Below are 23,374 nucleotides of genomic sequence, written 5' to 3' on the forward strand. Positions count from 1 at the left end.
CTCGGAAAAAAGATAAATCTCCTTGGCTTCATCGAAGTCTGCGTTGATTTCCTATTTTTCGGTCGCCTTTGACGCCCTTTGTATCATTTAATTGAATTGGAGAGGTCATGGCTGATGACAAGCTAAGAGCGACTCCTGCAGCTAGAAAGTTAGCGGATGATCTAGGGATCAACCTCTACGACGTTTCTGGCTCAGGTGCAAACGGTCGTGTCCACAAAGAAGACGTGGAAACTTATAAAGACACAAACGTGGTTCGCATTTCGCCACTTGCAAAACGAATTGCTCTCGAACATAATATTGCTTGGCAGGAGATTCAAGGAACCGGTCATCGTGGTAAAATCATGAAGAAGGATGTTTTGGCCTTGCTTCCTGAAAATATCGAAAACGATACCATCAAGTCTCCTGCTCAGATTGAAAAAGTGGAAGAAGTTCCTGATAACGTAACACCATACGGTGAAATCGAGCGTATTCCAATGACACCAATGCGTAAGGTTATTGCCCAACGCATGGTTGAATCTTACCTAACTGCGCCAACCTTCACTCTCAACTATGAAGTTGATATGACTGAAATGTTGGCTCTTCGTAAGAAGGTGCTTGAACCAATCATGGAAGCAACTGGGAAGAAGACTACTGTAACAGACCTTCTTTCACTTGCAGTTGTTAAGACTCTTATGAAACACCCATACATCAACGCTTCATTGACAGAAGATGGCAAGACCATTATCACTCACAACTATGTCAATCTTGCCATGGCAGTTGGAATGGATAATGGATTGATGACACCTGTTGTGTACAATGCGGAGAAGATGAGTCTTTCAGAACTGGTTGTAGCCTTCAAGAATGTCATTGGTCGTACCTTGGATGGTAAATTGGCTCCAAGTGAACTGCAAAATTCAACATTTACAATCAGTAACTTGGGAATGTTTGGCGTGCAGTCCTTTGGTCCTATCATCAACCAACCAAACTCAGCTATCCTTGGTGTGAGTTCGACAATTGAGAAGCCAGTTGTCATTAATGGTGAAATTGTGATTCGCCCTATCATGAGCCTTGGTTTAACAATTGACCACCGTATCGTAGATGGTATGGCTGGAGCCAAGTTTATGAAAGACTTGAAAGAATTAATTGAAAATCCAATCTCAATGTTGATTTAAGAACAAGAGTATTCATTTTAAAGATATAGATAAAGGAAGGAAGACATGGCCTTAGAAGTAATTATGCCAAAAGCCGGCGTGGATATGACAGAAGGACAAATCGTCCAATGGAATAAAAAAGTCGGAGAATTTGTAAAAGAAGGAGAAATCCTTTTGGAAATCATGACTGATAAAGTCAGCATGGAATTGGAAGCAGAAGAAGATGGTTATTTGATTGCCATTCTCAAAGGAGATGGTGAAACTGTCCCAGTAACGGAAGTTATCGGTTACCTTGGTGAAGAAGGGGAAAATATCCCAACAGCTGGAGCAGTAGCGCCAGAAGCTAGCCCAGCACCTGCAGCAAGTGCTTCAAACGATGATAGTAAGAGCGATGATGCTTTTGATATCGTTGTGATTGGTGGAGGTCCTGCTGGTTATGTTGCAGCTATTAAAGCTGCCCAACTCAGCGGTAAGGTTGCTCTTGTTGAGAAATCTGAACTTGGTGGAACCTGCTTGAACCGTGGTTGTATTCCAACCAAGACTTACCTTCATAACGCTGAAATTATCGAAAACATTGGTCATGCCGCAAACCGTGGTATCGTCATTGAAAATCCAAATTTCACTGTAGATATGGATAAACTCCTTGAAACTAAGTCTAAGGTTGTTAATACCTTGGTAGGTGGGGTTGCAGGTCTTCTTCGTAGCTACGGAGTTACTGTTCATAAGGGTATCGGTACTATTACTAAAGACAAGAATGTCTTGGTAAATGGTTCTGAATTGCTTGAAACCAAGAAAATCATTCTTGCTGGTGGTTCAAAGGTCAGCAAGATCAATGTTCCTGGTATGGAATCTCCGCTTGTGATGACCAGTGACGACATTCTTGAAATGAACGAAGTACCAGAAAGCCTTGTTATCATCGGTGGTGGTGTTGTCGGTATTGAACTTGGACAAGCCTTCATGACATTTGGTTCAAAAGTGACTGTTATCGAAATGATGGACCGTATCGTTCCAGCTATGGATGCTGAAGTTTCTAAGAACCTTCGCTTGATCCTAGAACGTAAAGGAATGACCATCTTGACTGGTACTAAACTGCAAGAAATCATTGAGGAAAATGGTCAACTTCGTATCAAGGTTGAAGGAAAAGACGATATCATCGCAAGCAAAGCTCTTCTTTCAATTGGTCGTGTGCCAGACCTTGAAGGTATCGGAGAGGTTGAGTTTGAATTGGATCGTGGTCGTATCAAGGTCAACGAATACATGGAAACTTCTGTTCCAGGCATTTATGCACCAGGTGACATCAACGGTACTAAGATGTTGGCTCACGCAGCCTTCCGTATGGGTGAAGTTGCCGCTGAAAATGCTCTTAAAGGAAATCATGCTGTTGCCAAATTGAACTTGACTCCTGCAGCTATCTACACTCTTCCTGAAGTAGCAGCAGTAGGTTTGACAGAAGAACAAGCCCGTGAAAAATACGATGTAGCCATTGGTAAGTTCAACTTTGCAGCTAACGGTCGTGCCATTGCCTCAGATGCAGCTCAAGGTTTCGTTAAAGTTATTGCAGATAAGAAATACGGAGAAATCCTTGGTGTCCATATCATCGGTCCTGCAGCTGCAGAATTGATTAACGAAGCCTCAAGCATTATCGAAATGGAAATTACTGTTGAAGAAATGCTGAAGACCATTCACGGACACCCAACCTACTCTGAAGTGATGTATGAAGCATTTGCGGATGTTCTAGGAATGGCCATCCACTCACCTAAGAAAAAATAAAAGAAAGATAGATTAGACTGGAAAGGTGTTTTCCAGTCTCTATCGTATAAAGGGATATCATGAAATACATTATCAATCATTCAAACGACACTGCTTTTAATATCGCCTTGGAAGAATATGCCTTTAAACACCTTTTGGATGAGGATCAAATCTTCCTTCTTTGGATTAACAAACCATCGATCATTGTTGGTCGTCACCAGAACACTATCGAAGAAATCAACCGTGATTATGTTCGCGAAAATGGCATTGAGGTAGTTCGCCGTATCAGTGGTGGTGGAGCTGTTTACCACGATTTAAATAACCTCAACTACACGATCATCTCAAAAGAAGATGAAAATAAGGCTTTTGACTTTAAGAGCTTCTCAACTCCAGTTATCAATACACTAGCTCAACTTGGAGTTAAAGCTGAGTTCACAGGTCGTAATGACTTAGAGATTGATGGCAAGAAATTCTGCGGCAATGCCCAAGCTTATATCAACGGCCGTATCATGCACCACGGTTGCTTGCTCTTTGACGTTGATTTGTCAGTCCTCTCAAATGCCCTTAAGGTTTCAAAGGATAAATTTGAATCAAAAGGGGTGAAATCGGTTCGTGCTCGTGTCACCAATATTGTCAATGAACTACCAGAAAAAATCACAGTCGAAGAATTCCGTGATTTACTCTTGGAATACATGAAAAAAGAGTACCCAGAGATGACTGAATACGTTTTTTCTGAGGAAGAATTGGCTGAAATCAATCGCATCAAGGATACTAAGTTTGGTACTTGGGACTGGAACTACGGTAAATCACCTGAATTTAACATCCGTCGTGGAACAAAATTCACTAGTGGTAAGGTGGAAGTCTTTGCTAATGTTCTCGAATCAAAAATCCAAGACATCAAGATTTATGGTGACTTCTTTGGTATCGAAGACGTTGCTGCAGTAGAAGATGTCCTCCGAGGTGTTAAATACGAACGCGAAGATGTTCTTAAGGAGCTAGAAACCATTGATATCACACGCTACTTCGCTGGTATTAGCCGTGAAGAAATCGCTGAAGCGGTAGTTGGATAAATAAAAAAGAAGTTGGTTAGTTGGCCAACTTCTTTTTATGAGTTTTAGTTTACATAAATTATTTTATGTAGTTTATAAACTGTCTAGAGCATTCTTTTGTTCATCATTAACGATATGGGTATAGAGGTCAGTGACTTGTGTACTAGCATGTCCTAGCTGATGGCTGACCAAAACTTGCGATTTAGTGGCATCATAGAGCCTAGTTGCTAGGGTATGTCGTAGTTTGTGGGGTGTTACACGGACTTTGAAGTTCTCAGAGTACTTAGCAACCATTTTCTCAACGCTGGAAGCATCGATACGATTAGGAACACCTCTGTAGAGTGTCAAAAAAAGGGCTGTATCTGTTTTTTCTGTCTTATAGCGTTGATTTCGAATGGCCAAATAATTCTCTAAATAAGGCTTAGCAAAGGCAGCGACATTGACCGAGTCACGTTTGCCCCCTTTTCGAGTGACATCGATAACCATCATTTTGAGATTGAGATCCCTTATATCCAGATTAACAGCTTCAGATAAGCGGACGCCAGATGCCAAGAGAAGGGCGATAATGGCCAAATCACGTTCTTTATTTTTGTTGAATGATGAGAGAGCTCGATTAGAAAGTTGTTGTGGGTACTCTTGGTCAATATAAGTAAGAAAACCTTCTGTTTCATCACCTAAAAAGAGTTTTTGCTTGATGTTTTCAGCTCTGGCAGCAAGCGTTTCTTTCTTTTTTTTGGTTGAAACTTTCTTCATTACATTACGATAGAAATAAGGTTCCCCCTGGTCGTTTTCGACTTCCTCGGTTAGATACTTGTAAAGACTAGAAAGTGCAGACAAGGTCCGATTGATAGTTGTCTGTGAAACTCCTTGTTTGGTTGTATTAGCATTCAGCAAAGGTCGTTCACGTAGGTAAAGGATAAAAGATTCCATATCTTTCTTTGACATATTTTCCAAGACAGATAAAGGAATATCAGATATTTTATCAGCGTTTGAGATACCAGACTCTAAAACCCAGCTGAAAAATCGATCATATTCCTTGAGGTATTCGTACAAGGTTGTAAAACTGTAAGGAACAGCAAGCTTAGATTGGTAGTATTCAAGAACATACCAGGGCATGATTTGTTTTAGTTTGTCGATTCGTTCTAGTAAAATCTCACGTTTCATGTATTTTCTCCATAAGTAAGTCTACTAGTAGTATAGCATAGACTTATTTATTTTTCAAGAAAATTATAGTTTTTCGGAAAGATGTTATAGAAGTTTTTTTAAAGTGATAAAAAAGACTTAAATCTGTGTAATACGGATCTAAATCTTACCTATAACTAAAAATTTTTTTTGAGAAAAAATCACCAAAAATGTACATTATTCACGTGAAAACTGAAATTTTTCAATTGTATAATTGCTATTGTTTTCTTTTTCATGATTTTAATCTTACTGTAAAGATTTGATACAGTAAACCCTTTCTAGCTTTATCATTTCTAACTTGATTATAGTCTTATTTTTACCAAAGTTCAATTATTTGTATGTGTAATGTCTTATCTGTAAAAAATAACCGATCTCATTGCTGAGAATCGGTTTTCTAATATATTTAATTAAGAAATTTATCTTTACATAACATAAATTATGTAAAACCCTACAACAACAAATCTTTGACTTTCCCAATTTCACTTTTTGGAATAACTAGGTGAATCATATCTCCGAGATACATTCTGGTTGAGCCGTTAACTGTTTGGCTCTTGCCATTATGAACTTGGGTGGTGATGAGTACGTTATGTGGCAAGTTGAGTTCGTGTACTTGTTTTCCTGCTATTTTATCTGAAACAGGGATTTCAATGAGAGTGACTTCACCTTCATCTGTCGCTTCTTCTGGCAGCATTTTTTCCAACATAGCCTCATATACTGGTGCACCCTTTAGTAGATCCATGATGATGTAGGCGACCAAGGTTACTAATCCAAGTGGCATGAGGTTACGAATATCTCCTACCATCTCAGTTACGAGTATCATAGCAGTTAAGGGAGCCTTAGATATTGCTCCAAAATAGCCACTCATTCCTAGAATGACAAATATAGGGAATTGCTCTTGACTGACAAGACCAAGATTGACACAAATAACACCAACTAGGGCTCCAAGCAAGGAACCAAGCGCCAAAATGGGTAGGAAAATTCCTCCTGGAAGACCACTTCCATAACTAATCATGCTCCAAACAAAGCGAATCAGAAAGTAAGCTAATAGAACTTGGAAACTAAAATCTTGCTCAGTTAAGGAAAGAACCAGCTGATTTCCACCACCAAGGATTTGGGGTAAGAAGATTCCGACTGGTATGATGAGAATGAAGGCCAGAATTGGATAATAAGCTCTATCCAAACGGATTTTTTGACCAATCCAGTCATAAACTCTGCCAACATTAAGTACAGCTTTCTCATAGAGAAAACCGGAAAGTCCTAGAAAAATCCCCATAAGGAGGTAAATCCAATACTGATCCAGGGTCATGAGAGGAATGTTATCTGGCATGTCCAATACTGGTGTTAGACCAAATATGAGTAGGGAAACAAAGTTTGCTACGAGACTAGCTGCGAGAGTAGATACCCAGAAAAAGCGTGAAAAATGGTGATAAACTTCTTCTACCACAAAGAGAAGTCCTGCAATAGGAGCATTAAAGGCTGCGGCTAATCCTGCTGCAGCTCCACTTGCAATAAGGGAACGTTCCTCAACTGGACTGGATTTGAGCCACTTAGCAATTCCTTTACCGCCGACAGCTCCAAGTTGAATACTTGGTCCTTCACGCCCCAGCATGAGTCCGCTGGCAATTGCAAGAATTCCTAGAACATATTTTTTCCAAAGAACACCCCACCAGTTGAGGGTCATGAGTCCCTTTAATTCAGCTTCGACTTGAGGAATTCCTGAGCCTTTGATGTCTTTTTCTGATCGAGTTAATTTCGCACTGAGCCAACAAACTATTAAATAAAATAGACCAATGATAAGAAGATTGCGCACTAGGTGCGCTTGATCTTGATAAAGTCCTTGTATTAGGTGGAAGCCTTTTTCGATTGAAAATCGAAAAGATCCAACGATGATCCCAACGACAAGACCGACGATGATTCCTCGTCCAACTTGGGATAATATGGTGCTTGAGGCAAAGGCAAATTCTTTCTTGGAACTGAGTGTTTCTGACTGTTCCTCCATAATCATTCCTTCTAACTTAACTTTCTTTTTCTCCTAAAACCAGTGATTTAACGGGTTCAAAGCTGGTTCGGTGAATTGGGGTAACTCCTAGTTTTGTGAGGCCTTCCAGGTGTTTAGCAGTTCCATATCCTGCATTAGTAGCAAAGTCATAGCCAGGAAATTGCTGATCGTATTCCCTCATCAATTCATCACGTGTCACCTTGGCTACTATAGAAGCTGCTGCAATTGAAAGGGAATTAGCATCTCCTTTGATGATAGATGTTTGTGAAATTGGTAAATCCAGTTTCATGGCATCGATCAAAAGGTGCTCAGGTTGAGGACTGAGCTGGGAAATTGCTTCCTGCATGGCTAGTTTGGTTGCTTCATAGATATTGACTTGGTCGATGACCTGATTATCTATGATACCAATGCCGATTGATAAGGCTTGATCTTTAACGGCTTGGAAAATCTCCAGATGTTTCTTTTTAGGAATTTTCTTGCTGTCGTTGAGGCCTCTAATCTTACAATTTTTAGGCAAGATAACGGCTGCAGCAACTACTGGCCCAGCCAGAGGACCTCGGCCGACCTCATCAACACCAGCAATTAAGGTCAATCCTTGCTTGTAAAGTTCTTTTTCATAGGAAAGCATGGATTCCAAACGAAGATCCTCCTCCAATTCTGCCTGAATGGCTTTTTTACGCTTGCTGATTTCCTTTTGAACTCCAGAGCGATTATCCTTTTCAAAATCTAAAATAATAGGGCTATCAAGGTCCTTGACAGTAGCAAGGAGTTCTTTGATTTCTTTAATCGTCGCCATCGAGGTCTTCCAATGTATCTAAGGTATAGTTACCGAGTTTGCCGTCGCGGACTTCCTTCACGAAGAGACTGTAAAAGCGGTCATAGTCATCACGGAAACCGAGGGCGCGGGTCATGTCCATAATAATAATAGGCGCTTCTTCTTCAATTTTCATTTGCTTGAAGCGTTCAGCCAACTTTTCTGGATAATGTTCTTTGAAATAATTGAGGCCAAAAATAGTTACCTCATCCATAGGAAGCAACTGGTCTTTAATAGCTCCGGTCAAGGCCAACTTAAGCGCAACAGTTTCATCCTCAAACTTAGGCCAAAGAATCCCTGGCGTATCTAAGATTTCCAAGTCTTTGTTGGTTTTGAGCCATTGTTGCCCCTTGGTCACACCTGGTTTGTTTCCGACAACGGCAATTTTTTTACCAGCCAAGCGGTTCATCAGAGTTGATTTACCAGCATTTGGAATCCCGATAATCATGGTACGCAAGGTTTCAATCTTGATGCCACGTTCTTTTTGGCGAGCAATCTTATCCGCCATGAGCTTTTTGGCCGCATCTGTTACAACTTTTACAGTCACTTGCTCTTTGGAGTTGATAGCTAGCGTCTGAATTCCTTGTGATTCAAAATACTGGCGCCATTCCTTGGTCATTGCTGGGTCAGCCAAGTCCGCCTTATTTAAAATCAAGAGTTTTGGTTTGTCACCAACAATTTTGGTCAACATAGGATTTTGACTAGATAGAGGTAAGCGGGCATCCACCAAAATCGTCACAAAATCAACAAATTTTAAATTTTCCTGCACCTGTCGACGAGCTTTAGACATGTGACCAGGAAACCATTGAATAGTAGCCATAATATATCTCCTTCGGATTGAAAAAACTGTAAAAACGTTTTCTTTCTTATCCTCTATTCTATCATAAATTAGTCTTTTTTGCATAAGCTTTTGTTTGTAATAGCTACTTTTTAAAGGAAGACTGATTTCAACCCCACTTGATTTGTATATTAACCTTATATAAAATTATATATCTTATATATTTAGTTTTAGATGAGTATTCGAGATAAAAATGGGACTATACAATTTGTCAAAATTCCTTCTATCCAGCTTTCTTGTGCTGAGGAGAGATGCTCTGCTTGAAGGCTTTCTTTTAGAAAATCTCGAACTTGTTCTGGTGCGATTTCAAACTCAAAGGCTTTCATTTTATAGAAAAAGTCGAGCAGATGGTCTGACAGATATTCAGTTGAAAATGGCACTTCTCCACTTTTTCGATATTCTAATAAGAGTCGAGCAAAGCGGGATTTTTCGTCAGGAAGCTCACGGAAATAGGAATTGAGGAGCCAGGTCTGCTTCTGCTTTCTTTCAATTGGATCCTGACTAGCAATTCGTTGGTCTTTTTCCAGCTCTTTTTGGTATTGTTTGGCCTTGACAGCCCGTTCTGTCCTATTTTTACCAAAAAGAATTTTTTCCCACTTGCGTTCTTCTTGAGTTAGGGTTTCTGTAAAGCCAAAGTAATCTTGATAGGCACGCTCTGCTGGACCCATGGCTAGAACCAGATTGTCTGCATATTGTTTGGCGATTTTATCCCTCTTCTTGCGCTCTTTCTCTGCCTGGATACGGAGTTCTTGTTCGTAGTCAATTTTCTCCTTGCCTAGCTTGACAAGGTAGAGTTGGTCATCTGGTTTGCCAAGTAAAAAGGGTTTGATAAACTTTTCAAGGACTTCTTCCATCCGAGCCTTCTTCTTAGGCTCTGCCTTGGTCCAACTTCCTCCCTGAAAGACTACTAGGAAAAGCTGGTAGTCTTTCTCAGGTGAGAACTGATTGCCACGATTGGGCTTGAAAACACCTTTTTCCCAGAGCCATTTTAGAAGTCGTTCGTCAAAGTCACTTTTATTGACCTTGATTTTTTCCTTTTTCTTAGCTTTTCTGGTCAGATTTTCAACTTTTCTGAGTAGTTTTTCTTCCTCTTCCAATTGCTGGTCAAGAGACAATCGATGAAAATGACGAACACAATCGCTACCAATCGGAAAGAGGCGTTGACCTGTGACGCCGTTAAAGAGTTCGTAAGCGTACTTGATGGCATTTCCACAGACACAATTGCTACGGCCGATACCGTTAAAAATCAAGGAAACTTCATTCCATTCCTTGGTAGCTTGTTCCCAAGTATCAGCTTTTGAAGCCTGTAAAACCGCATCATGCAGGGATTTTCTAACTGGAAGTGTCATGAGGTTTCCTTTCTAGATTATACTTTTACAACTTGAACTTCGTCTTTACCGAGTAAAATCAAGTATTTGTCAATATTTTCAATAGAATAGGCTCGAGATAAAGCCTCTCCGTATAGGGCTAACTGACCACGATAACGGTCTATGAGTTGACTTGGTTCATCATAGCGGTCTGTCTTATAGTCGAACAGAACAATTTTGTCTTCGTAAAGCAGATAGCCATCAAGGATACCACGGACAACAAAGTCTTCCTGACTCTTTTGGTCTCGTTTGAGCATGGAGAAGGGTTGCTCGCGGTAGAGATGGTTGGTATTTGTGAGAATTTCCTGACCGAGTGCTGTGTCAAAGAATGAAAGAATTTTAGCAAGATTAATCTTGTCTCTAACAGCTTGGCTGGTTTGAACTTGTTTGAGAGTTTCTGTCAGGCTAGCAAGTGTTGGTCGCTGACTGAGGTCAATTCTCTGCATGAGTTCGTGGGTAGCACTACCAATCTCAGCTCCTGTTACTTTTTCTTTGGTTGAAAAATCTGGCAAATCAAAGTTGATTTTCTTGTCTACTGACTTGCCTTGACCTGCAATCTCGACACCATCCATATCCATAACTGGTTCGTAGAATTTCTTGATTTGACTTGGGGTTTGAACACTAGGAAGTTCAATGGCTGCACGGTGAAGAGTATTATAAACTTCCACCTCTTTCAGCATTTCAAGGGCTTCTTTGATGGTTTCTGACTGACGATTGTCTACTTGGGAGCTATCTTGGAGAGGACTTTTGTTTTCCAACTGACCGATAGCTTCTGTAGTCAGCTGATCTTCACCAACAAAACGATAGCTAAAGTTGAGATGATCCTTGGCAAATACTTTACTGATAGCCCAAATCCAATCTTGGAAATTCTTGGCTTGAAGTCTAGTGTTGCTGTTTAGTTTTCCATTTTTAGCTGCTGGGTATTCCTTGGCTTCCAGCTTTTCACGAGAACCCTTACCGATAAGATAAAGCTTTTTCTCAGCCCGTGTCATAGCAACATACAGTAGACGCATTTGCTCTGAATAGCTTGCCAGCTGTAATTCTTCTTCGTTCTGTCTATAGGTCAGACTCGGAATGGAGAGTTTGATGGTTTTAGGATAGTAGTCTTCTACTGCTCCTGTCTCTATTTTGGCAATATATTTGACACCAATACCATTCTGACGACTGAGAATGACTTCTGACATGCTGTCTTGCTTGTTAAAGTCTTGATCCATATTGAGGATAAAGACGTAAGGAAACTCCAGCCCTTTACTCTTGTGGATGGTCATGAGCTCTACTGCATCTTTTGGCGGTGCGACAGCCACGCTTGCCAAATCGTGCTGGGCTTCTAAAACTTGGTTAATCATACCAATAAAACGAGACAAGCCCTTGAAAGTGCTCTTTTCAAATTGATCTGCTCTCAAAGCTAGTGCGTAGAGATTGGCCTGTCTAGCAGGACCATTTGGTAAAGCACCCACATAATCATAATAAAAACGGTCGTTGTAAATCTTCCAAATCAAGTCATAGAGGGAGTGGGTTTTGGCATACAAGCGCCAAGAATCCAAGATATCCATGAATTGCTTTAGTTTCTCGGCTAGAGCTGAGTGAATCAAGACTTTTTGGCTACTTACCATTTTTTGTGCATTGACCAGTTTCTCATAGAGGTTTTCTTGGACTTTGTCCTCATCTTTCTGAAGAGACAAACGTGCTAACTCGTCTTCATCAAAGCCAAACATAGGAGACTTCATAAGGGCAACCAAGGCATAGTCTTGTAGGGGATTGTGAATGACACGAAGGGTGTCCAGCATGACTTGCACTTCTAGGGATTGGAGATAATTGTTTTGCTCTCCATCGGTTTTGACAGGAATTCCGTACTCATACAGGGCGAGGAGAATCTGGTCATTACGACTGCGACTGGAGGTCAGAAGGGCGATTTCTTTAAAGGCAACACCTTTTTCCTGATGAAGTTTAAGGATTTCCTTGATAACTAAGCGCATTTCCCCTGTTAATTTCGTTTCTGCCTGCCCCTCTTCTTCCTCACCAGAGTCGTCCTTGTCGTAGAGGAGAAATTCTGCCTTATTGTCTGTATTAGGAGTTAGTTTGGTATTGGCAAAAACAAGCTGGTGCATATTATCATAGTTGATTTCGCCGACCTCTTGGTCCATAAGACGTTCAAAAACATCATTGGTTGCTGATAGCACTTCTGAACTGCTACGGAAATTTTCTTTAAGCAAAATCAGCTTTCCTTCTTGGGGATTTTGCGCATAGCGTTGGAACTTTTCATTGAAAATCTGCGGGTCTGCCTGACGGAAACGATAGATAGATTGCTTGATATCTCCCACCATAAAGCGATTGTGACCATTAGAAAGTAATTCCAGCATCCGTTCTTGAATATGATTGGTATCTTGATACTCGTCTACCATGACTTCATGGAAACGTTCCTGATAAGCTTCACGGACTTGCGGGAAATTCTCTAAAATCTCAATGGTGTAATGGCTGATATCAGCGAATTCAAAGGCATTTTCCTGACGTTTACGCTGACGATAAGCTTCCACAAAATCACTCATGAAGGCTTGGAAGGTTTTAGCTAGTTCCCATGTATCTCCATGATAACGTTCTTGATAGTCGAGAATGGTTATCTGGTCTGACAATTGTCCTAGTTTAGCAAACTGGGTCTTTCTCTCCTCGTTGTAGGCATCGGCCAGTGGCTTCAAATCAGCCTTACGACTGGCATTAGTCAGAGATCGACCGTTTTTCTCTTTCGAAATTACAACAACTCGCGCAAGCACCGCTTGATAAGCCTGACTATCGGACTCCTGATTTAGGGAGCCAATTTCATCCAGAACTAACTGAACATTTTCTAAATAAGCAGCCTTTGCAAACTCCTTGGCATCATTATCCAGATGATAACGGAAAAAGCTTTCCAAATCCCAAAGGACTTGTTTGATTTGCTCAGTCAGTTTTTCTTTTTCACAAGTAAAATCAGCTGTTTCAAAGCCTTTGAGGAAAGAGCCATTTAGCCACTTTTGAGGATTGCTGGTGGATTGGAGAAAGTCATAGATTTTGTAGACCTGCTGGCGCAGCCCCCGTTCATCCTTACCACGTCCAGCAAAATTTTTCAGCAAATGGCTAAAGGTCTCTTTCTGTTTGCCTTGGTAATGCGTTTCAAAAACTTCATGAAAGACATCGTTTTTGAGAAGGAGTTGCTCGCTTTGATTTTGTAAAATACGGAAATTAGGCGCAATATCAAGCAGATAGCCATGTTTACCAAGGAATTTTTGTGTAAAAGAGTCCATGGTACCGATGGCAGCGTTGGGTAGGTCTGCCAACTGGCGTCCCAAGTGTTGTTTGAGGTCAACATCACTACTTTCTTGGATTTGTTGGCTGATTTTCTTTTCCAAACGTTCTTTGAGTTCGGTCGCAGCCTTGACCGTAAAGGTTGAGATAAAGAGTTGAGAAATTTCCACACCACGCGCCAATTGGTCCAGAATACGCTCGGCCATGACAAAAGTCTTCCCAGAACCAGCCGACGCTGAAACGAGGATATTCTGACCAGAAGTGTAGATAGCTTCTATTTGCTCGGCGGTTTTCTTTTGTTCCTTGCCCGAATGCGCTTCTGCATCTTGCAGTTTTTGAATTTCCTTCTCAGTTAAAAAGGGAATAGGCTTCATCGATTCAACTCCTCTCTTATTTTTTCAACCCAAGCTTGCTTGAGTTTTTCTCCGACCAGGCGCTTACCATCAGCTAAGTCCAACTTCTCTAGAAAACGGGCTTGGCCCAAGTGGTAATTGGCTTCAAATCCAGTAATCGCTTGATGTTGCTGAACATACGGTGCAATGCTTCTGCCATTTTCGGTATAAGGATTAATGGCGAACTGGCCTTCTAAAATCTTCTCAGCTGCTTTCTTGTAAAGTTGGGCATTGTAGTCTAGTAAGAGTTGGAATTCCTCATCCGTCAGCTGATTTGCCTTATTTTTATTGTAAAATTCGCCCAAATGACTGCTTTCTTTTTCTAAAAAGAGCCCTTGGTATTTCATAGATTTGCTGGCTTCTACGACTGCACCTGCCAAACTTTTAACCGCCATCAGAGATTGGACAGGTTCAGCCATTTCCAAGTACATGGCACCGAAAAATTTCTGCTCTCCTTCTCTTTTTAAGGCAGCTAGATAGGTTGGCAACTGGGAATTGAGGCCATTAAAGAAATGAGGAAACTGGAACTGAGTTAGACTAGACTTGTAGTCTACTACTCCTATCGCTCCATCAGCTTTCAAACGGTCAATGCGGTCCACCTTACCTCGTACAAAGACACTGCGTCCATTGTCCAATTGAATAAAGGATTGCTCTTTACCTCCAAATGTTGCCTCTTCTTTAATGGTTTCAATGGCTGGATTATGGCGGAGAATATGACCAGTCGTCCGTGCAACATCAAGCAAAACTTCCTTGGTAAATTGGGCTTCTAAACTTTCTTGATAAATAGCTTCAAATTCGCGTTCTTGACTAGTTTCTTGAATGGCTTGTTCTAAACGTTTGTCAAAGGAATCTTCGTCAGGCAACTGCAAAGCGAGTTCAAAAATGCGATGCAAGAAATTTCCGTGACTGCGGGCATCAGGACGCAGACGTAATTCTTCTTGCAAGCCTAAAACGTAGCGAAGAAAATAACTGTATTCATTGCGATAAAACTCCGTCAAACCAGAGGTAGACAGGTAAAACTCCTGATCAGTAGGATAGAGAGCTTGTAAGGTATCCTTGGCTAAGGGCTTGCTACTTGGGCTGGTTGGAAGGGCTGGATTTGCAAGGCCTTTTTCGTCTAGTTTTTTACCCATGACACGCGCCAGAACCTTGACAAAGGTCAAATCTTGCTCAGTATCACTCGTCTTGCCCTGCTGGTGATAGGCAACCAGACTAGACAAAAGACTGTGATAGGACCCAATATCCTTCTTAGACAGCCCTTTGTGATTCATCCTCTTCTCTTTCCTGCTAAATCCAAAATGAACTAGCTCTTGAAGATAAGCTGATTCCTTGCTTTCACTTTCGTTAAAAAGACTTGGAGCCGACAAGACCAACTGCTTACGAGCAGAATTGATCAAGGAAAGCATAGTGTAGCGATTTTTCTTGAGATTTTCACTGCTGGCAATCAGCAATTGAACCCCTTCTTCTGTCGCTTGGTTTAGGCTCTGTCTTTCTTCATCAGTCAAAAGACTGGTGTTTTGCGCAATTTTTGGTAAATTGTCCTGAGTCATCCCAATGGCGTAGACAAAGTCAGCTGTCAGAGGGGCAATCAAATCGAAACTCTGCACCAGAACAGTGTTCACTGTTGCTGGAATGGTACGGTATTGGGACAAACTCATTCCAGAATGGAGCAAGGCTAGGAAGTCCTCTAAACTAACTTGTGAACCAGCAAAAACAGTCGCAAATTGATCTAAAACATGACAGAAAGCCTTCCAAACTTCAGCTTGTCTTTCCTGTTCTACAGCTTCCATGGTGGCTGTCAAATCTTGTAACTGCTTGGTCACTGAACTTTCTTTTAGAAAGCTATTCCATTTTTGTAGGAGGTTTTCAGCCTTCTGTTTTCGACTGGCAAAGAGGGTTTCAAGAGGTGTTAAAATATGCAGACGAAGGGCATTTAAACGTTCCAAATCAAATTTTCCATGGTGGGATTTGGTAAAGGTTTGCTGAAAGGCTGGTAAGCCATTGATACCAAGATAGCGGATATATTGCTCAAATGCGTCAATATCAGCCTGGCTAAGGTCGGTATATAAACCCGTTCTGAGGAGGTTAATCAAATCTTCCTGACGGAAACGATAACGTTTTAAAGCCAAAATAGACTCGACAAACTGTGTCAAAGGGTGGTGGGCCATGGATTCGCTTCTACCAAGATAGAAAGGAATCTGATACTGGTCAAAAATTGTTTTCAGCGATAATTGGTAAGAAGCTACATCCCCCAAGAGAATACGAAAATGCTTGTAACTCAGGTCTGGATTGGCATATAATTTCTGACGAATGCTACGGGCTACCAATTCCAACTCTTCTTTTTGCGTCAAACAAGACCAGATTTGTAGATTTTCACGGTCCTTATCATCGACATCCAAGCTGAGTTCTGAAAAGTCATAAGAAGACTCCAGTAAACGAGATGCCTTGTCAAAACTATCCATCTGCTCATGAGTTTGAGAATAGTCCTGAGCAGGCGTTTGGTATTTAGAGGCTAGATGATGGAGAAACTCCACACTGGCTTGATAGAGATTACCCTCGCTAAAAGTGCTGGTATAGGCTTTCTTACTAGCATAGGCCCCAATAACAATCTCAACACCCTTGCTATGAAGTAGGTCCACAATTCGCTCTTCCTCAGCAGAAAAACGAGTAAATCCATCAATAATCAAGGCGATTTGACTAAAATTACTACTAACTTTGTTATTCTCAATAGCCTCAATCAAATGAGACAACTGACTTCCTTGAGCCAACTGGCCTTGATTAAGATAGGCCGTTACTTTCTCAAAAATCAAGAGTAAATCGGCCCTCTTGTCCTCATCCGTCAAACTCTCCAAGTCCAAAAAACTCATCTGAGCTTTGGTCATCTCGTGGTAAAGCTCAATCAACTGCTGGATAAGCTGAGGATCCTGCTTGATGGCGCCGTATACTCGTAAGTCTTTGGGATCAAGTTCAGCAAGGCATTTGTAAAAGGCCATCCCAAGACCAATATCATCTAGACTGGTCTTAGCAGGCAAGTCATTCAAAATCAGGTAACGAGCCATTTGAGCAAAGCGCGTGACAGTAATCGCAAAAGAAGCCTGCTGGGACAAGCATTCCAGCACGGCGCGTTCCTTTTCAAAAGAAAGAGAGTTGGGAGCGATGTAGAAGACCCGCTTGCCCACAGCAACTAGATCCTCCGCCTCCCTGGTTAGAATTTCTGTCAAAGAAGTCCGAATATCTGTATAAAATAATTTCATCTCTGCCTCGTTAGAATTTTTCATTACCTTTTATTATACCATGATTAGCCAGCCAAGTCTGAAAATAATCAGTTCTTGCTCATCTGTTGAAAAGAAAATGCCGGAAAATTCCGACATTGTTTTAGTAAGCTAACTTCCTGAAAATAGGAGTAACCATAAGTTCCAGAAAGCAGTGATATTGATGAGAATATGAACTAGTATTGGATAGTAGAGATTTTTTGTCATACGATACAATAGAGCCAAAACAAGACCTCCACTAGCATAAATGAAAAAAGCAAGAGGAGTTAAAGCAAAATTGATATGAATACAACCGAAAATAATAGCAGAAAGCAAGACATCTCCGTACCAAGGCGAGTTTTTGAAAAAGGTTGTCATAAGCACACCGCGATAAATCAATTCCTCAGAAATAGGGCCGATGAAGCAAGCCATGAGCAAGAAATAGGGTAATTCCTGTCTCCCTATCATTTCTATTGTTCCATTCAAAGAAATTTGATTTGAAGACGTGGATATGAAATACGAAAAAAGAAAGTCAGACATATACGAAATGATGTAGCCCAGTAAAAGGTAGATAAAGTACCTCAGCTGCCACTTGAAATGAAAAGTTTGCTTTCCTGCAAAAACTAGTAGATAGATGACTGCTAATAAAAGAACTCCACTCTCCATCAAAAGCAGAATCTGAAAAAATTCACGACTTGCTGGTAGATAGGACTTTGCGAGGTGATTGAAAAGCCCCCAAAACCAAGTTGATTTGTAAAAAATTAAGGACAATGCTAGTAAAATCTGAATAATCCGTTTTTTCATCTTAAATCCTCTGTTTTACTTGACTAGATTATTGAATATAATTGTTTATTTAACTGTATAACAAATTTAGTATAGCATATATTAGCGAAATATACTCTTCAAATCATAAATTGTCATCAAAACATCCTAAACTGTAAAATCAATTAGCCCCAAGCTTCCTATCAATTTCTTCTCCAAAATATGCTATAATAATACCAAAAGATAAAGAAGGAAAACCTATGATTAAACTACTAGCCTTGGATATGGACGGAACCCTCCTCAATGAAGTCAAGGAAATCCCACAAGCTCATATTACTGCTATTCACCAAGCTATTGAAAAAGGTGTCAAACTAGTTCTCTGTACGGGTCGCCCGCTTTTTGGCGTCCTCCCCTACTATCAAAAACTGGGTCTTGATCTCCAGAATGAGTATGTGATTGTTAACAACGGTTGCTCAACTCACCAGACAAGTGATTGGAGTCTGGTTGATTGGCAAGAACTGAGTCCAGCTGATATCGAATATCTCTATGACCTAGCTGAAAAAAGTGATGTTCAGTTGACTCTTTTTGATGAGGAACATTATTTTGTCCTCGGTGGCAAGCCCAATCAAGTTATCCAAAATGATGCCGAGCTAGTCTTTTCAGACCTGACTGAAATTTTTCTTGAGGAAGCGACTAGTGGCAAGTACCGTATGTTCCAAGGTATGTTTTTGGGAACAAAAGAACAAACAGATGATTTTGAAGAGCGTTTTGCTGAGGAACTCTGCCAACGATTTAGTGGAGTTCGTTCGCAGCCAGTCATTTATGAAGCTATGCCACTTGGAACGACAAAGGCTACTGCTCTTTCTCGACTAGCTGAGATTTTGAAGATTGATTCCTCAGAAATTATGGCCATGGGCGATGCTAATAACGATATCGAAATGCTCCAGTTTGCAGGACTTGGCATTGCAATGGGAAATGCCAGCGATTATGTCAAATCCCTAGCTGATGCCGTTACAGCCAGCAACGAAGAAGACGGTGTTGCGCGTGCCATTGAGAAATATATTTTATAATTAAGAAGCCCAGTTCGTGTCAACTGGGTTTTGATATTTAAGAATTCCTAAAACTTTAGAAACTCTTTAGAAATCCTTGAGCTTTCTTTGATTTCTATGCTTTATACTAAAATTAACAAAATAAATCAAAAGGAGAGAATCATGAAAACAGTACTTGACATTCATGGATTGTCCAAAAACTTTGACAAACAAGCTATTCTTCAGGATCTTCATCTAACGATAAGAGAGGGAGATATTTATGGACTTATTGGTAAGAATGGAGCTGGGAAGACTACCTTAATCAAAATCATTACGCAACTACTGTTTGCGGATAAAGGAACTGTTTCCCTCTTTTCTAGTAAATCGGAAAATGAGTGGACCAAGGCTCTATCTCGAGTAGGTTCTGTTATCGAATCACCTGTAGCTCATAATCACTTAACAGCCTATCAAAATCTGAAATATTACTGTATGATTCGGCATATTCCAAATGCTGATCAAGTCATTCGAGAAACGCTGGACTATGTAGGTTTGTCAGATACAGGTAAAAAAGTCTTTCGTGATTTCTCGCTAGGAATGAAACAAAGACTTGGTATCGCCATTGCCCTTTTATCCAAACCAGACTTCCTGATCTTAGATGAACCTATCAACGGTCTCGACCCAATCGGTATTAAAGAATTTCGACTAATGATTCAACGGCTCAACCAAGAAAAAGGAATAACCATTCTCATCTCTAGCCATATCTTGTCAGAACTCTATCTCCTAGCTAATTGTTTTGGTATTTTAGATCAAGGCAAGATTATTCGTGAAATCAGCAAAGCTGAATTTGAAACACTAAGTGAGGATTATATTGTGCTTAAGACAGCTGACCAAGAGAAAGCTTGTCAAGTATTGAAAGAACAAATCCAGCTCCAGTTCAAGGTTGTTAATCCAGAAAATGAAATCCATATCTTTGGAAATGAACAAGATGTCAAACAGATTCTCAAGGAATTAACTTTTGCAGATGTTGCCATTGACGAGATTTACTATGCCCGTCAAAACCTAGAAGAATACTTCACTCAATTGGTCGAATAGGAGGAAAATCATGATACATACCATTCAAGCAGACTTTTACCGTCTTTTCCGCTCCAAAGGATTCTGGATTACAGAATTCATTCTCTTTACTCTCATGCTAATGGGCGCAAGTATTGGAGCTACTGGCCATCTGATGGCAATCCAGACAGAAGAGCCAAAAATTCCAACCCATGGTTGGGACGGTGTACAAGCCCTGATTAACGCATCTAGTCAAGGTTCAAACCTCGTTTTTCTCTGTATTATTATAACTTGTCTAGTTCTCGGTGTTGATTTAATCGGAAAGCTCTATAAAAATAGTTTGACAGTAGGGGTTTCTCGTACAGAGTTTTTCCTCGCCAAAGCCTTTGTAGTGGCTTGTATTGCACTTTTGCAACTTATCATCAGCCTTGTGATTGCCTTTATTCCAGCAACTATCTTAAATGGATTTGGAACTATGCCTGATGGCTTTATTGGCAATCTATTGACAACCATTTTCCTTCAATTTCTTTGCCTCCTTGCTTGGCTTTCTATTGTTTCCTTTATTCTCTATGTTAGTCATTCTTATCTTGCAGTATTTATTGGCTATTTGGTCAGCTCTATCTTACTTTCTATGCCAATGCTCATCTTCCCAAGTATCAAAATTTTGCCATATTTATCATTGCAATTTTTCTATGCTATGACTGCTAATAGTGAGTCAATTCTCTACACACTTATAGTTACCTTAGCTGTTATTGTAATCTTCAATCTAGGTGGACTGGCAGTTTTCAAAAAGAAAAGTCTATAAAAATGACCTCCTCTAGCCTACAGAGGAGGTTTATTTCGTTAAAAGTGAATAAAAACCGATAACCACTGCCCATCTGTGCTTAGTTTCATCTCTGCACCGAGAAGATGACATAATTCCTCAGTGATGTAAAGGCCTAAACCAGAGGATTCTTCCGTGTCTGATAGATTTTCAGAATAAAAACGGTTGCTGAGATTTTCTATTCTTTTGATGGGCTGTTTAACAAGGTTTGCAATCTCTAAGACAAGCTGTTCCTTTTCCTTTCTTAAAGATAAACGCGCTTCTTCCTTGCCATGTTTGAGGACATTCCCAAGCAGATTTTGTAAAATTCGATCCAGTAAGTCTTCATCAGTCCTCATTTTCAGACCAGCTTCAACCTTAAAATCAAGCGTGATATTTGCCACCTGAAAAACATCATAATAAGCCAGAGTCTTTTTTGTGATAAAAGCTGAAAGATCAACTTCTTCCAGTTTCGGTTTGACAGCTCCTTCCATCAAACGACGATATTCTAGGAGAGCCTCCAAGCGTTTGGAAACTAAATCAAGATGCTGAGCTACTTTTTGTAAGGTTTCTGCTTGGTTTTCAGGAGACTTCATCAATTGTTGGGTGTAGCCTGAAGCGATAGTCAAAGGCGTCCGAATATCATGAGCAATATTGCTAATCGCCATATCCAGAGTCTGCTTTTCCCTTTTCATAACCAGTCGAGATTGCTCCATTTCCTGAAATAGATTCTCAATCTGCTGGTAGAGTTGTAAAAAATATTTGGAGAAAATGCTGACTCCGACTCTTTTCATACTACCTGTGAGAATCTTGTCTTCAATCTGTTGACTCAAGTTTTTAAGTGCTATATGGTAGCGAATCAATGCAATCGATAAAATAATTAGGAGTGCTAGTAGGATAAAGATTATCATGTAAATCATTGCTTGTCTCCTTTTAATCTTACCCCAACTCCCCAGATGGTTTCAATATATTCTTGATTTGGGTCAAGCTGGTTTAATTTTTTACGAAGATTACTCAAATGCGTATTGAGGGTATTATCTCCAGGTAGATAGCTCTCCTCCCAGACCAATTCATAAAGTTCTTCCTTGGTGAAAATTTTCTTAGGATGTTTGAGGAGAGTTTGGAGAATCAAGCATTCTTTCTTGGCAAGACGAATAGTTTCCTGACTATTTTTGATTTCAAAACTTTCCGCATCAAACTGGATATTTTTCAAGTTTTGTAGCAGATTTTCAGTTTTTCCTATTTCCATAGGCTGTTTTTCTGCACTTTGGCGTAATTGAACAGTAACTCTGGCAAAGACTTCGTCCAAATCAAAAGGTTTGACTATGTAATCATTGGCACCGTCTAAGAGGTATTGACTGATTAACTTCTTATCGCTCAAAGCTGTTAGCATAATGACTGGAGTTTGACTTTGTTCCCTGATAGCTTTTAAAACCTGATCCCCATTTTTCCCAGGAAGCATGATATCTAGCAAAACGAGGTCAATCCCACCTTGGTCAAAACGCATGATTCCTTCTGTACCAGAAAAGGCTTGAATCACCTCATGCTCCTCAGTAAGAAGTGTTCGTAAAATCTCTTGAATGTCACTATTGTCTTCAATGACCAATATCCTAGCCATAAATACCAACCTTTCTGCAACTATTATAGCATGTTTTATTGATAAAGCTTAAACAGAAAAGCTCCTCGCATAAAAGCGCGAGAAAGCCTTAGAGGGTTAAAATATAAAATCCACTTACTAGACAACATAGTATCCTTATAGTTGCTAGTGAAAACGAGTCTAGCAGAATGAATCTCTCATTTCTCCCCTACTAGTCCGTAATCCGTTGATACATTTCGGGTCTTCTATCTCGAAACAAGCCCCAGTTTAGGCGTTCACTTGCTCCCTTGTCAAGGTCATAAGTTGCTAAAAGAACAGCTTCTCCTTGTCTTTCAGCTCGCTCTAGAATAGCTCCTGTTTCATCCGTCATAAAGGATGAACCGTAGAAGTCAAGGCTAGAACTCTGCCCACCATTTTCTTCACTAGGAGTGACTTCTTCCAAACCATAACGATTGGCTGCAATAACTGGAACAATATTCGCTGCTGCGTGTCCTTGCATGGTACGTTGCCAATGGCCACAACTATCTGTTTCCAAGATAGGTTCCGAACCGATAGCTGTAGGATAAAAGAGCAATTCAGCCCCATTCAATGCAAGACAGCGCGCTGTTTCAGGGAACCATTGATCCCAACAGATACCGATACCAATCTTAGCGTAGCGAGTATTCCAGACCTTGAAACCAGTGTTACCAGGCGTGAAGTAAAACTTTTCTTGATAGTAATGATCGTCAGGAATGTGGGTCTTCCGATAAACACCTAGCACCTCCCCATCTGCATCAATGACGGCAATAGAGTTATACAAGACATTGCCATCTTTTTCATAGAAACTGATCGGTAAAACAACTTGTAGTTCCTTAGCAATCACCTTAAAATGCTGAATGGCAGTATTTTCTGCTACGGATTGGGCATGCTGGTAGTAGTCATACTGACGTTCCTGACAGAAATAGGGACGTTCAAACAACTCGGGCAAGAGAATAATTTGTGCGCCTTGCTCAGCTGCCTGATGTACTAAACGCTCTGCGGTTTGGATATTTGTCGTCACATCCTTGGCACATTGCATCTGAATGGCTGCAACTCTTACATTTCTCATC

Annotated in this window: 17 protein-coding genes; 6 read left to right on the forward strand and 11 right to left on the reverse strand. The window is 40.5% G+C overall.

Going from position 1 to position 23,374, the window contains the following annotated elements:
• Window positions 1–107: 107 nt before the first annotated feature.
• From N8O80_RS00890 to N8O80_RS00900, 3 genes are read left to right on the forward strand one after another with little or no spacing between them, the layout of a single operon-like run.
• Window positions 108–1,151, forward strand: coding sequence for a dihydrolipoamide acetyltransferase (locus N8O80_RS00890; RefSeq protein ID WP_261026337.1), 1,044 nt, complete (start codon window positions 108–110; stop codon window positions 1,149–1,151).
• A 45-nt stretch (window positions 1,152–1,196) separates the two neighbouring features.
• Window positions 1,197–2,900 carry a dihydrolipoyl dehydrogenase gene (lpdA, locus tag N8O80_RS00895; RefSeq protein ID WP_261026339.1) on the forward strand — a complete coding sequence of 568 codons (1,704 nt, stop codon included), beginning with the start codon at window positions 1,197–1,199 and terminating at the stop codon, window positions 2,898–2,900.
• 59 nt (window positions 2,901–2,959) lie between these two features.
• Window positions 2,960–3,949, forward strand: a complete 990-nt coding sequence (locus N8O80_RS00900; RefSeq protein WP_261026342.1) for a lipoate--protein ligase — start codon at window positions 2,960–2,962, stop codon at window positions 3,947–3,949.
• A gap of 72 nt (window positions 3,950–4,021) precedes the next feature.
• Here N8O80_RS00900 and xerS read toward each other — a convergent pair whose 3' ends face one another.
• From xerS to N8O80_RS00940, 8 genes are all read right to left on the reverse strand, one after another.
• The gene (xerS, locus tag N8O80_RS00905) at window positions 4,022–5,092 is read right to left on the reverse strand and encodes a tyrosine recombinase XerS (RefSeq protein ID WP_261026344.1); all 1,071 of its coding nucleotides are present in this window, start codon (window positions 5,090–5,092) and stop codon (window positions 4,022–4,024) included.
• 466 nt (window positions 5,093–5,558) lie between these two features.
• On the reverse strand, window positions 5,559–7,109 hold the full coding sequence (locus tag N8O80_RS00910; protein ID WP_261026346.1) for a ClC family H(+)/Cl(-) exchange transporter: 1,551 nt from the start codon (window positions 7,107–7,109) through the stop codon (window positions 5,559–5,561).
• Between the two features lie 16 nt (window positions 7,110–7,125).
• Window positions 7,126–7,905 (reverse strand): ribonuclease HII, encoded by a 780-nt coding sequence (locus N8O80_RS00915; RefSeq protein WP_261026348.1) that lies wholly within the window; start codon window positions 7,903–7,905, stop codon window positions 7,126–7,128.
• A complete protein-coding gene (gene ylqF / locus N8O80_RS00920; protein ID WP_000201306.1) occupies window positions 7,892–8,743 on the reverse strand; it encodes a ribosome biogenesis GTPase YlqF in 852 nt (283 codons plus the stop codon). Before ylqF ends, N8O80_RS00915 begins: the two co-directional genes overlap by 14 nt.
• Window positions 8,744–8,931: 188 nt before the next feature.
• A complete protein-coding gene (locus N8O80_RS00925) occupies window positions 8,932–10,110 on the reverse strand; it encodes a hypothetical protein (protein ID WP_120770242.1) in 1,179 nt (392 codons plus the stop codon).
• A 17-nt stretch (window positions 10,111–10,127) separates the two neighbouring features.
• Window positions 10,128–13,778, reverse strand: a complete 3,651-nt coding sequence (addA, locus tag N8O80_RS00930) for a helicase-exonuclease AddAB subunit AddA (RefSeq protein WP_261026352.1) — start codon at window positions 13,776–13,778, stop codon at window positions 10,128–10,130.
• A complete protein-coding gene (gene rexB, locus N8O80_RS00935; RefSeq protein ID WP_261026353.1) occupies window positions 13,775–17,050 on the reverse strand; it encodes an ATP-dependent nuclease subunit B in 3,276 nt (1,091 codons plus the stop codon). The genes addA and rexB overlap by 4 nt, the downstream gene beginning before the upstream one ends.
• A gap of 129 nt (window positions 17,051–17,179) precedes the next feature.
• Window positions 17,180–17,851 carry a CPBP family intramembrane glutamic endopeptidase gene (locus N8O80_RS00940; protein WP_261026356.1) on the reverse strand — a complete coding sequence of 224 codons (672 nt, stop codon included), beginning with the start codon at window positions 17,849–17,851 and terminating at the stop codon, window positions 17,180–17,182.
• A gap of 218 nt (window positions 17,852–18,069) precedes the next feature.
• Here N8O80_RS00940 and N8O80_RS00945 point away from each other — a divergent pair, with 218 nt between their 5' ends.
• The 3 genes from N8O80_RS00945 (at window position 18,070) to N8O80_RS00955 (ending at window position 20,692) form a co-directional block, all read left to right on the forward strand.
• Complete coding sequence (locus tag N8O80_RS00945) at window positions 18,070–18,879, forward strand: Cof-type HAD-IIB family hydrolase (RefSeq protein WP_261026358.1); 810 nt, start codon at window positions 18,070–18,072, stop codon at window positions 18,877–18,879.
• Between the two features lie 141 nt (window positions 18,880–19,020).
• A complete protein-coding gene (locus N8O80_RS00950) occupies window positions 19,021–19,929 on the forward strand; it encodes an ATP-binding cassette domain-containing protein (protein ID WP_261026359.1) in 909 nt (302 codons plus the stop codon).
• Between the two features lie 10 nt (window positions 19,930–19,939).
• Window positions 19,940–20,692, forward strand: a complete 753-nt coding sequence (locus tag N8O80_RS00955) for an ABC transporter permease (protein ID WP_261026361.1) — start codon at window positions 19,940–19,942, stop codon at window positions 20,690–20,692.
• A gap of 38 nt (window positions 20,693–20,730) precedes the next feature.
• On the opposite strand, the gene N8O80_RS00960 is transcribed toward N8O80_RS00955, so the two are convergent.
• The 3 genes from N8O80_RS00960 to aguB form a co-directional block, all read right to left on the reverse strand.
• Entirely contained in the window at window positions 20,731–21,609 is an 879-nt protein-coding gene (locus N8O80_RS00960; protein WP_261026363.1) for a sensor histidine kinase, read from the reverse strand.
• On the reverse strand, window positions 21,606–22,307 hold the full coding sequence (locus tag N8O80_RS00965; protein ID WP_261026365.1) for a response regulator transcription factor: 702 nt from the start codon (window positions 22,305–22,307) through the stop codon (window positions 21,606–21,608). The genes N8O80_RS00960 and N8O80_RS00965 overlap by 4 nt, the downstream gene beginning before the upstream one ends.
• 190 nt (window positions 22,308–22,497) lie before the next feature.
• Window positions 22,498–23,373: an N-carbamoylputrescine amidase gene (gene aguB, locus N8O80_RS00970; RefSeq protein WP_261026367.1), complete on the reverse strand. Its 876-nt coding sequence runs from the start codon at window positions 23,371–23,373 to the stop codon at window positions 22,498–22,500.
• Window position 23,374: the final 1 nt, after the last annotated feature.

Origin of the sequence: Streptococcus mitis (assembly GCF_946190155.1) — a bacterium.
Lineage (GTDB): Bacteria > Bacillota > Bacilli > Lactobacillales > Streptococcaceae > Streptococcus > Streptococcus mitis_CL.

What these genes read in the sequence shown, in the direction of transcription:
- N8O80_RS00890 (WP_261026337.1), top strand. Translation starts at nt 108, where the DNA reads ATGGCTGATGACAAGCTAAGAGCGACTCCTGCAGCTAGAAAGTTAGCG.
- lpdA (WP_261026339.1), top strand. Translation starts at nt 1,197, where the DNA reads ATGGCCTTAGAAGTAATTATGCCAAAAGCCGGCGTGGATATGACAGAA.
- N8O80_RS00900 (WP_261026342.1), top strand. Translation starts at nt 2,960, where the DNA reads ATGAAATACATTATCAATCATTCAAACGACACTGCTTTTAATATCGCC.
- xerS (WP_261026344.1), bottom strand. Translation starts at nt 5,092, where the DNA reads ATGAAACGTGAGATTTTACTAGAACGAATCGACAAACTAAAACAAATC.
- N8O80_RS00910 (WP_261026346.1), bottom strand. Translation starts at nt 7,109, where the DNA reads ATGGAGGAACAGTCAGAAACACTCAGTTCCAAGAAAGAATTTGCCTTT.
- N8O80_RS00915 (WP_261026348.1), bottom strand. Translation starts at nt 7,905, where the DNA reads ATGGCGACGATTAAAGAAATCAAAGAACTCCTTGCTACTGTCAAGGAC.
- ylqF (WP_000201306.1), bottom strand. Translation starts at nt 8,743, where the DNA reads ATGGCTACTATTCAATGGTTTCCTGGTCACATGTCTAAAGCTCGTCGA.
- N8O80_RS00925 (WP_120770242.1), bottom strand. Translation starts at nt 10,110, where the DNA reads ATGACACTTCCAGTTAGAAAATCCCTGCATGATGCGGTTTTACAGGCT.
- addA (WP_261026352.1), bottom strand. Translation starts at nt 13,778, where the DNA reads ATGAAGCCTATTCCCTTTTTAACTGAGAAGGAAATTCAAAAACTGCAA.
- rexB (WP_261026353.1), bottom strand. Translation starts at nt 17,050, where the DNA reads ATGAAATTATTTTATACAGATATTCGGACTTCTTTGACAGAAATTCTA.
- N8O80_RS00940 (WP_261026356.1), bottom strand. Translation starts at nt 17,851, where the DNA reads ATGAAAAAACGGATTATTCAGATTTTACTAGCATTGTCCTTAATTTTT.
- N8O80_RS00945 (WP_261026358.1), top strand. Translation starts at nt 18,070, where the DNA reads ATGATTAAACTACTAGCCTTGGATATGGACGGAACCCTCCTCAATGAA.
- N8O80_RS00950 (WP_261026359.1), top strand. Translation starts at nt 19,021, where the DNA reads ATGAAAACAGTACTTGACATTCATGGATTGTCCAAAAACTTTGACAAA.
- N8O80_RS00955 (WP_261026361.1), top strand. Translation starts at nt 19,940, where the DNA reads ATGATACATACCATTCAAGCAGACTTTTACCGTCTTTTCCGCTCCAAA.
- N8O80_RS00960 (WP_261026363.1), bottom strand. Translation starts at nt 21,609, where the DNA reads ATGATTTACATGATAATCTTTATCCTACTAGCACTCCTAATTATTTTA.
- N8O80_RS00965 (WP_261026365.1), bottom strand. Translation starts at nt 22,307, where the DNA reads ATGGCTAGGATATTGGTCATTGAAGACAATAGTGACATTCAAGAGATT.
- aguB (WP_261026367.1), bottom strand. Translation starts at nt 23,373, where the DNA reads ATGAGAAATGTAAGAGTTGCAGCCATTCAGATGCAATGTGCCAAGGAT.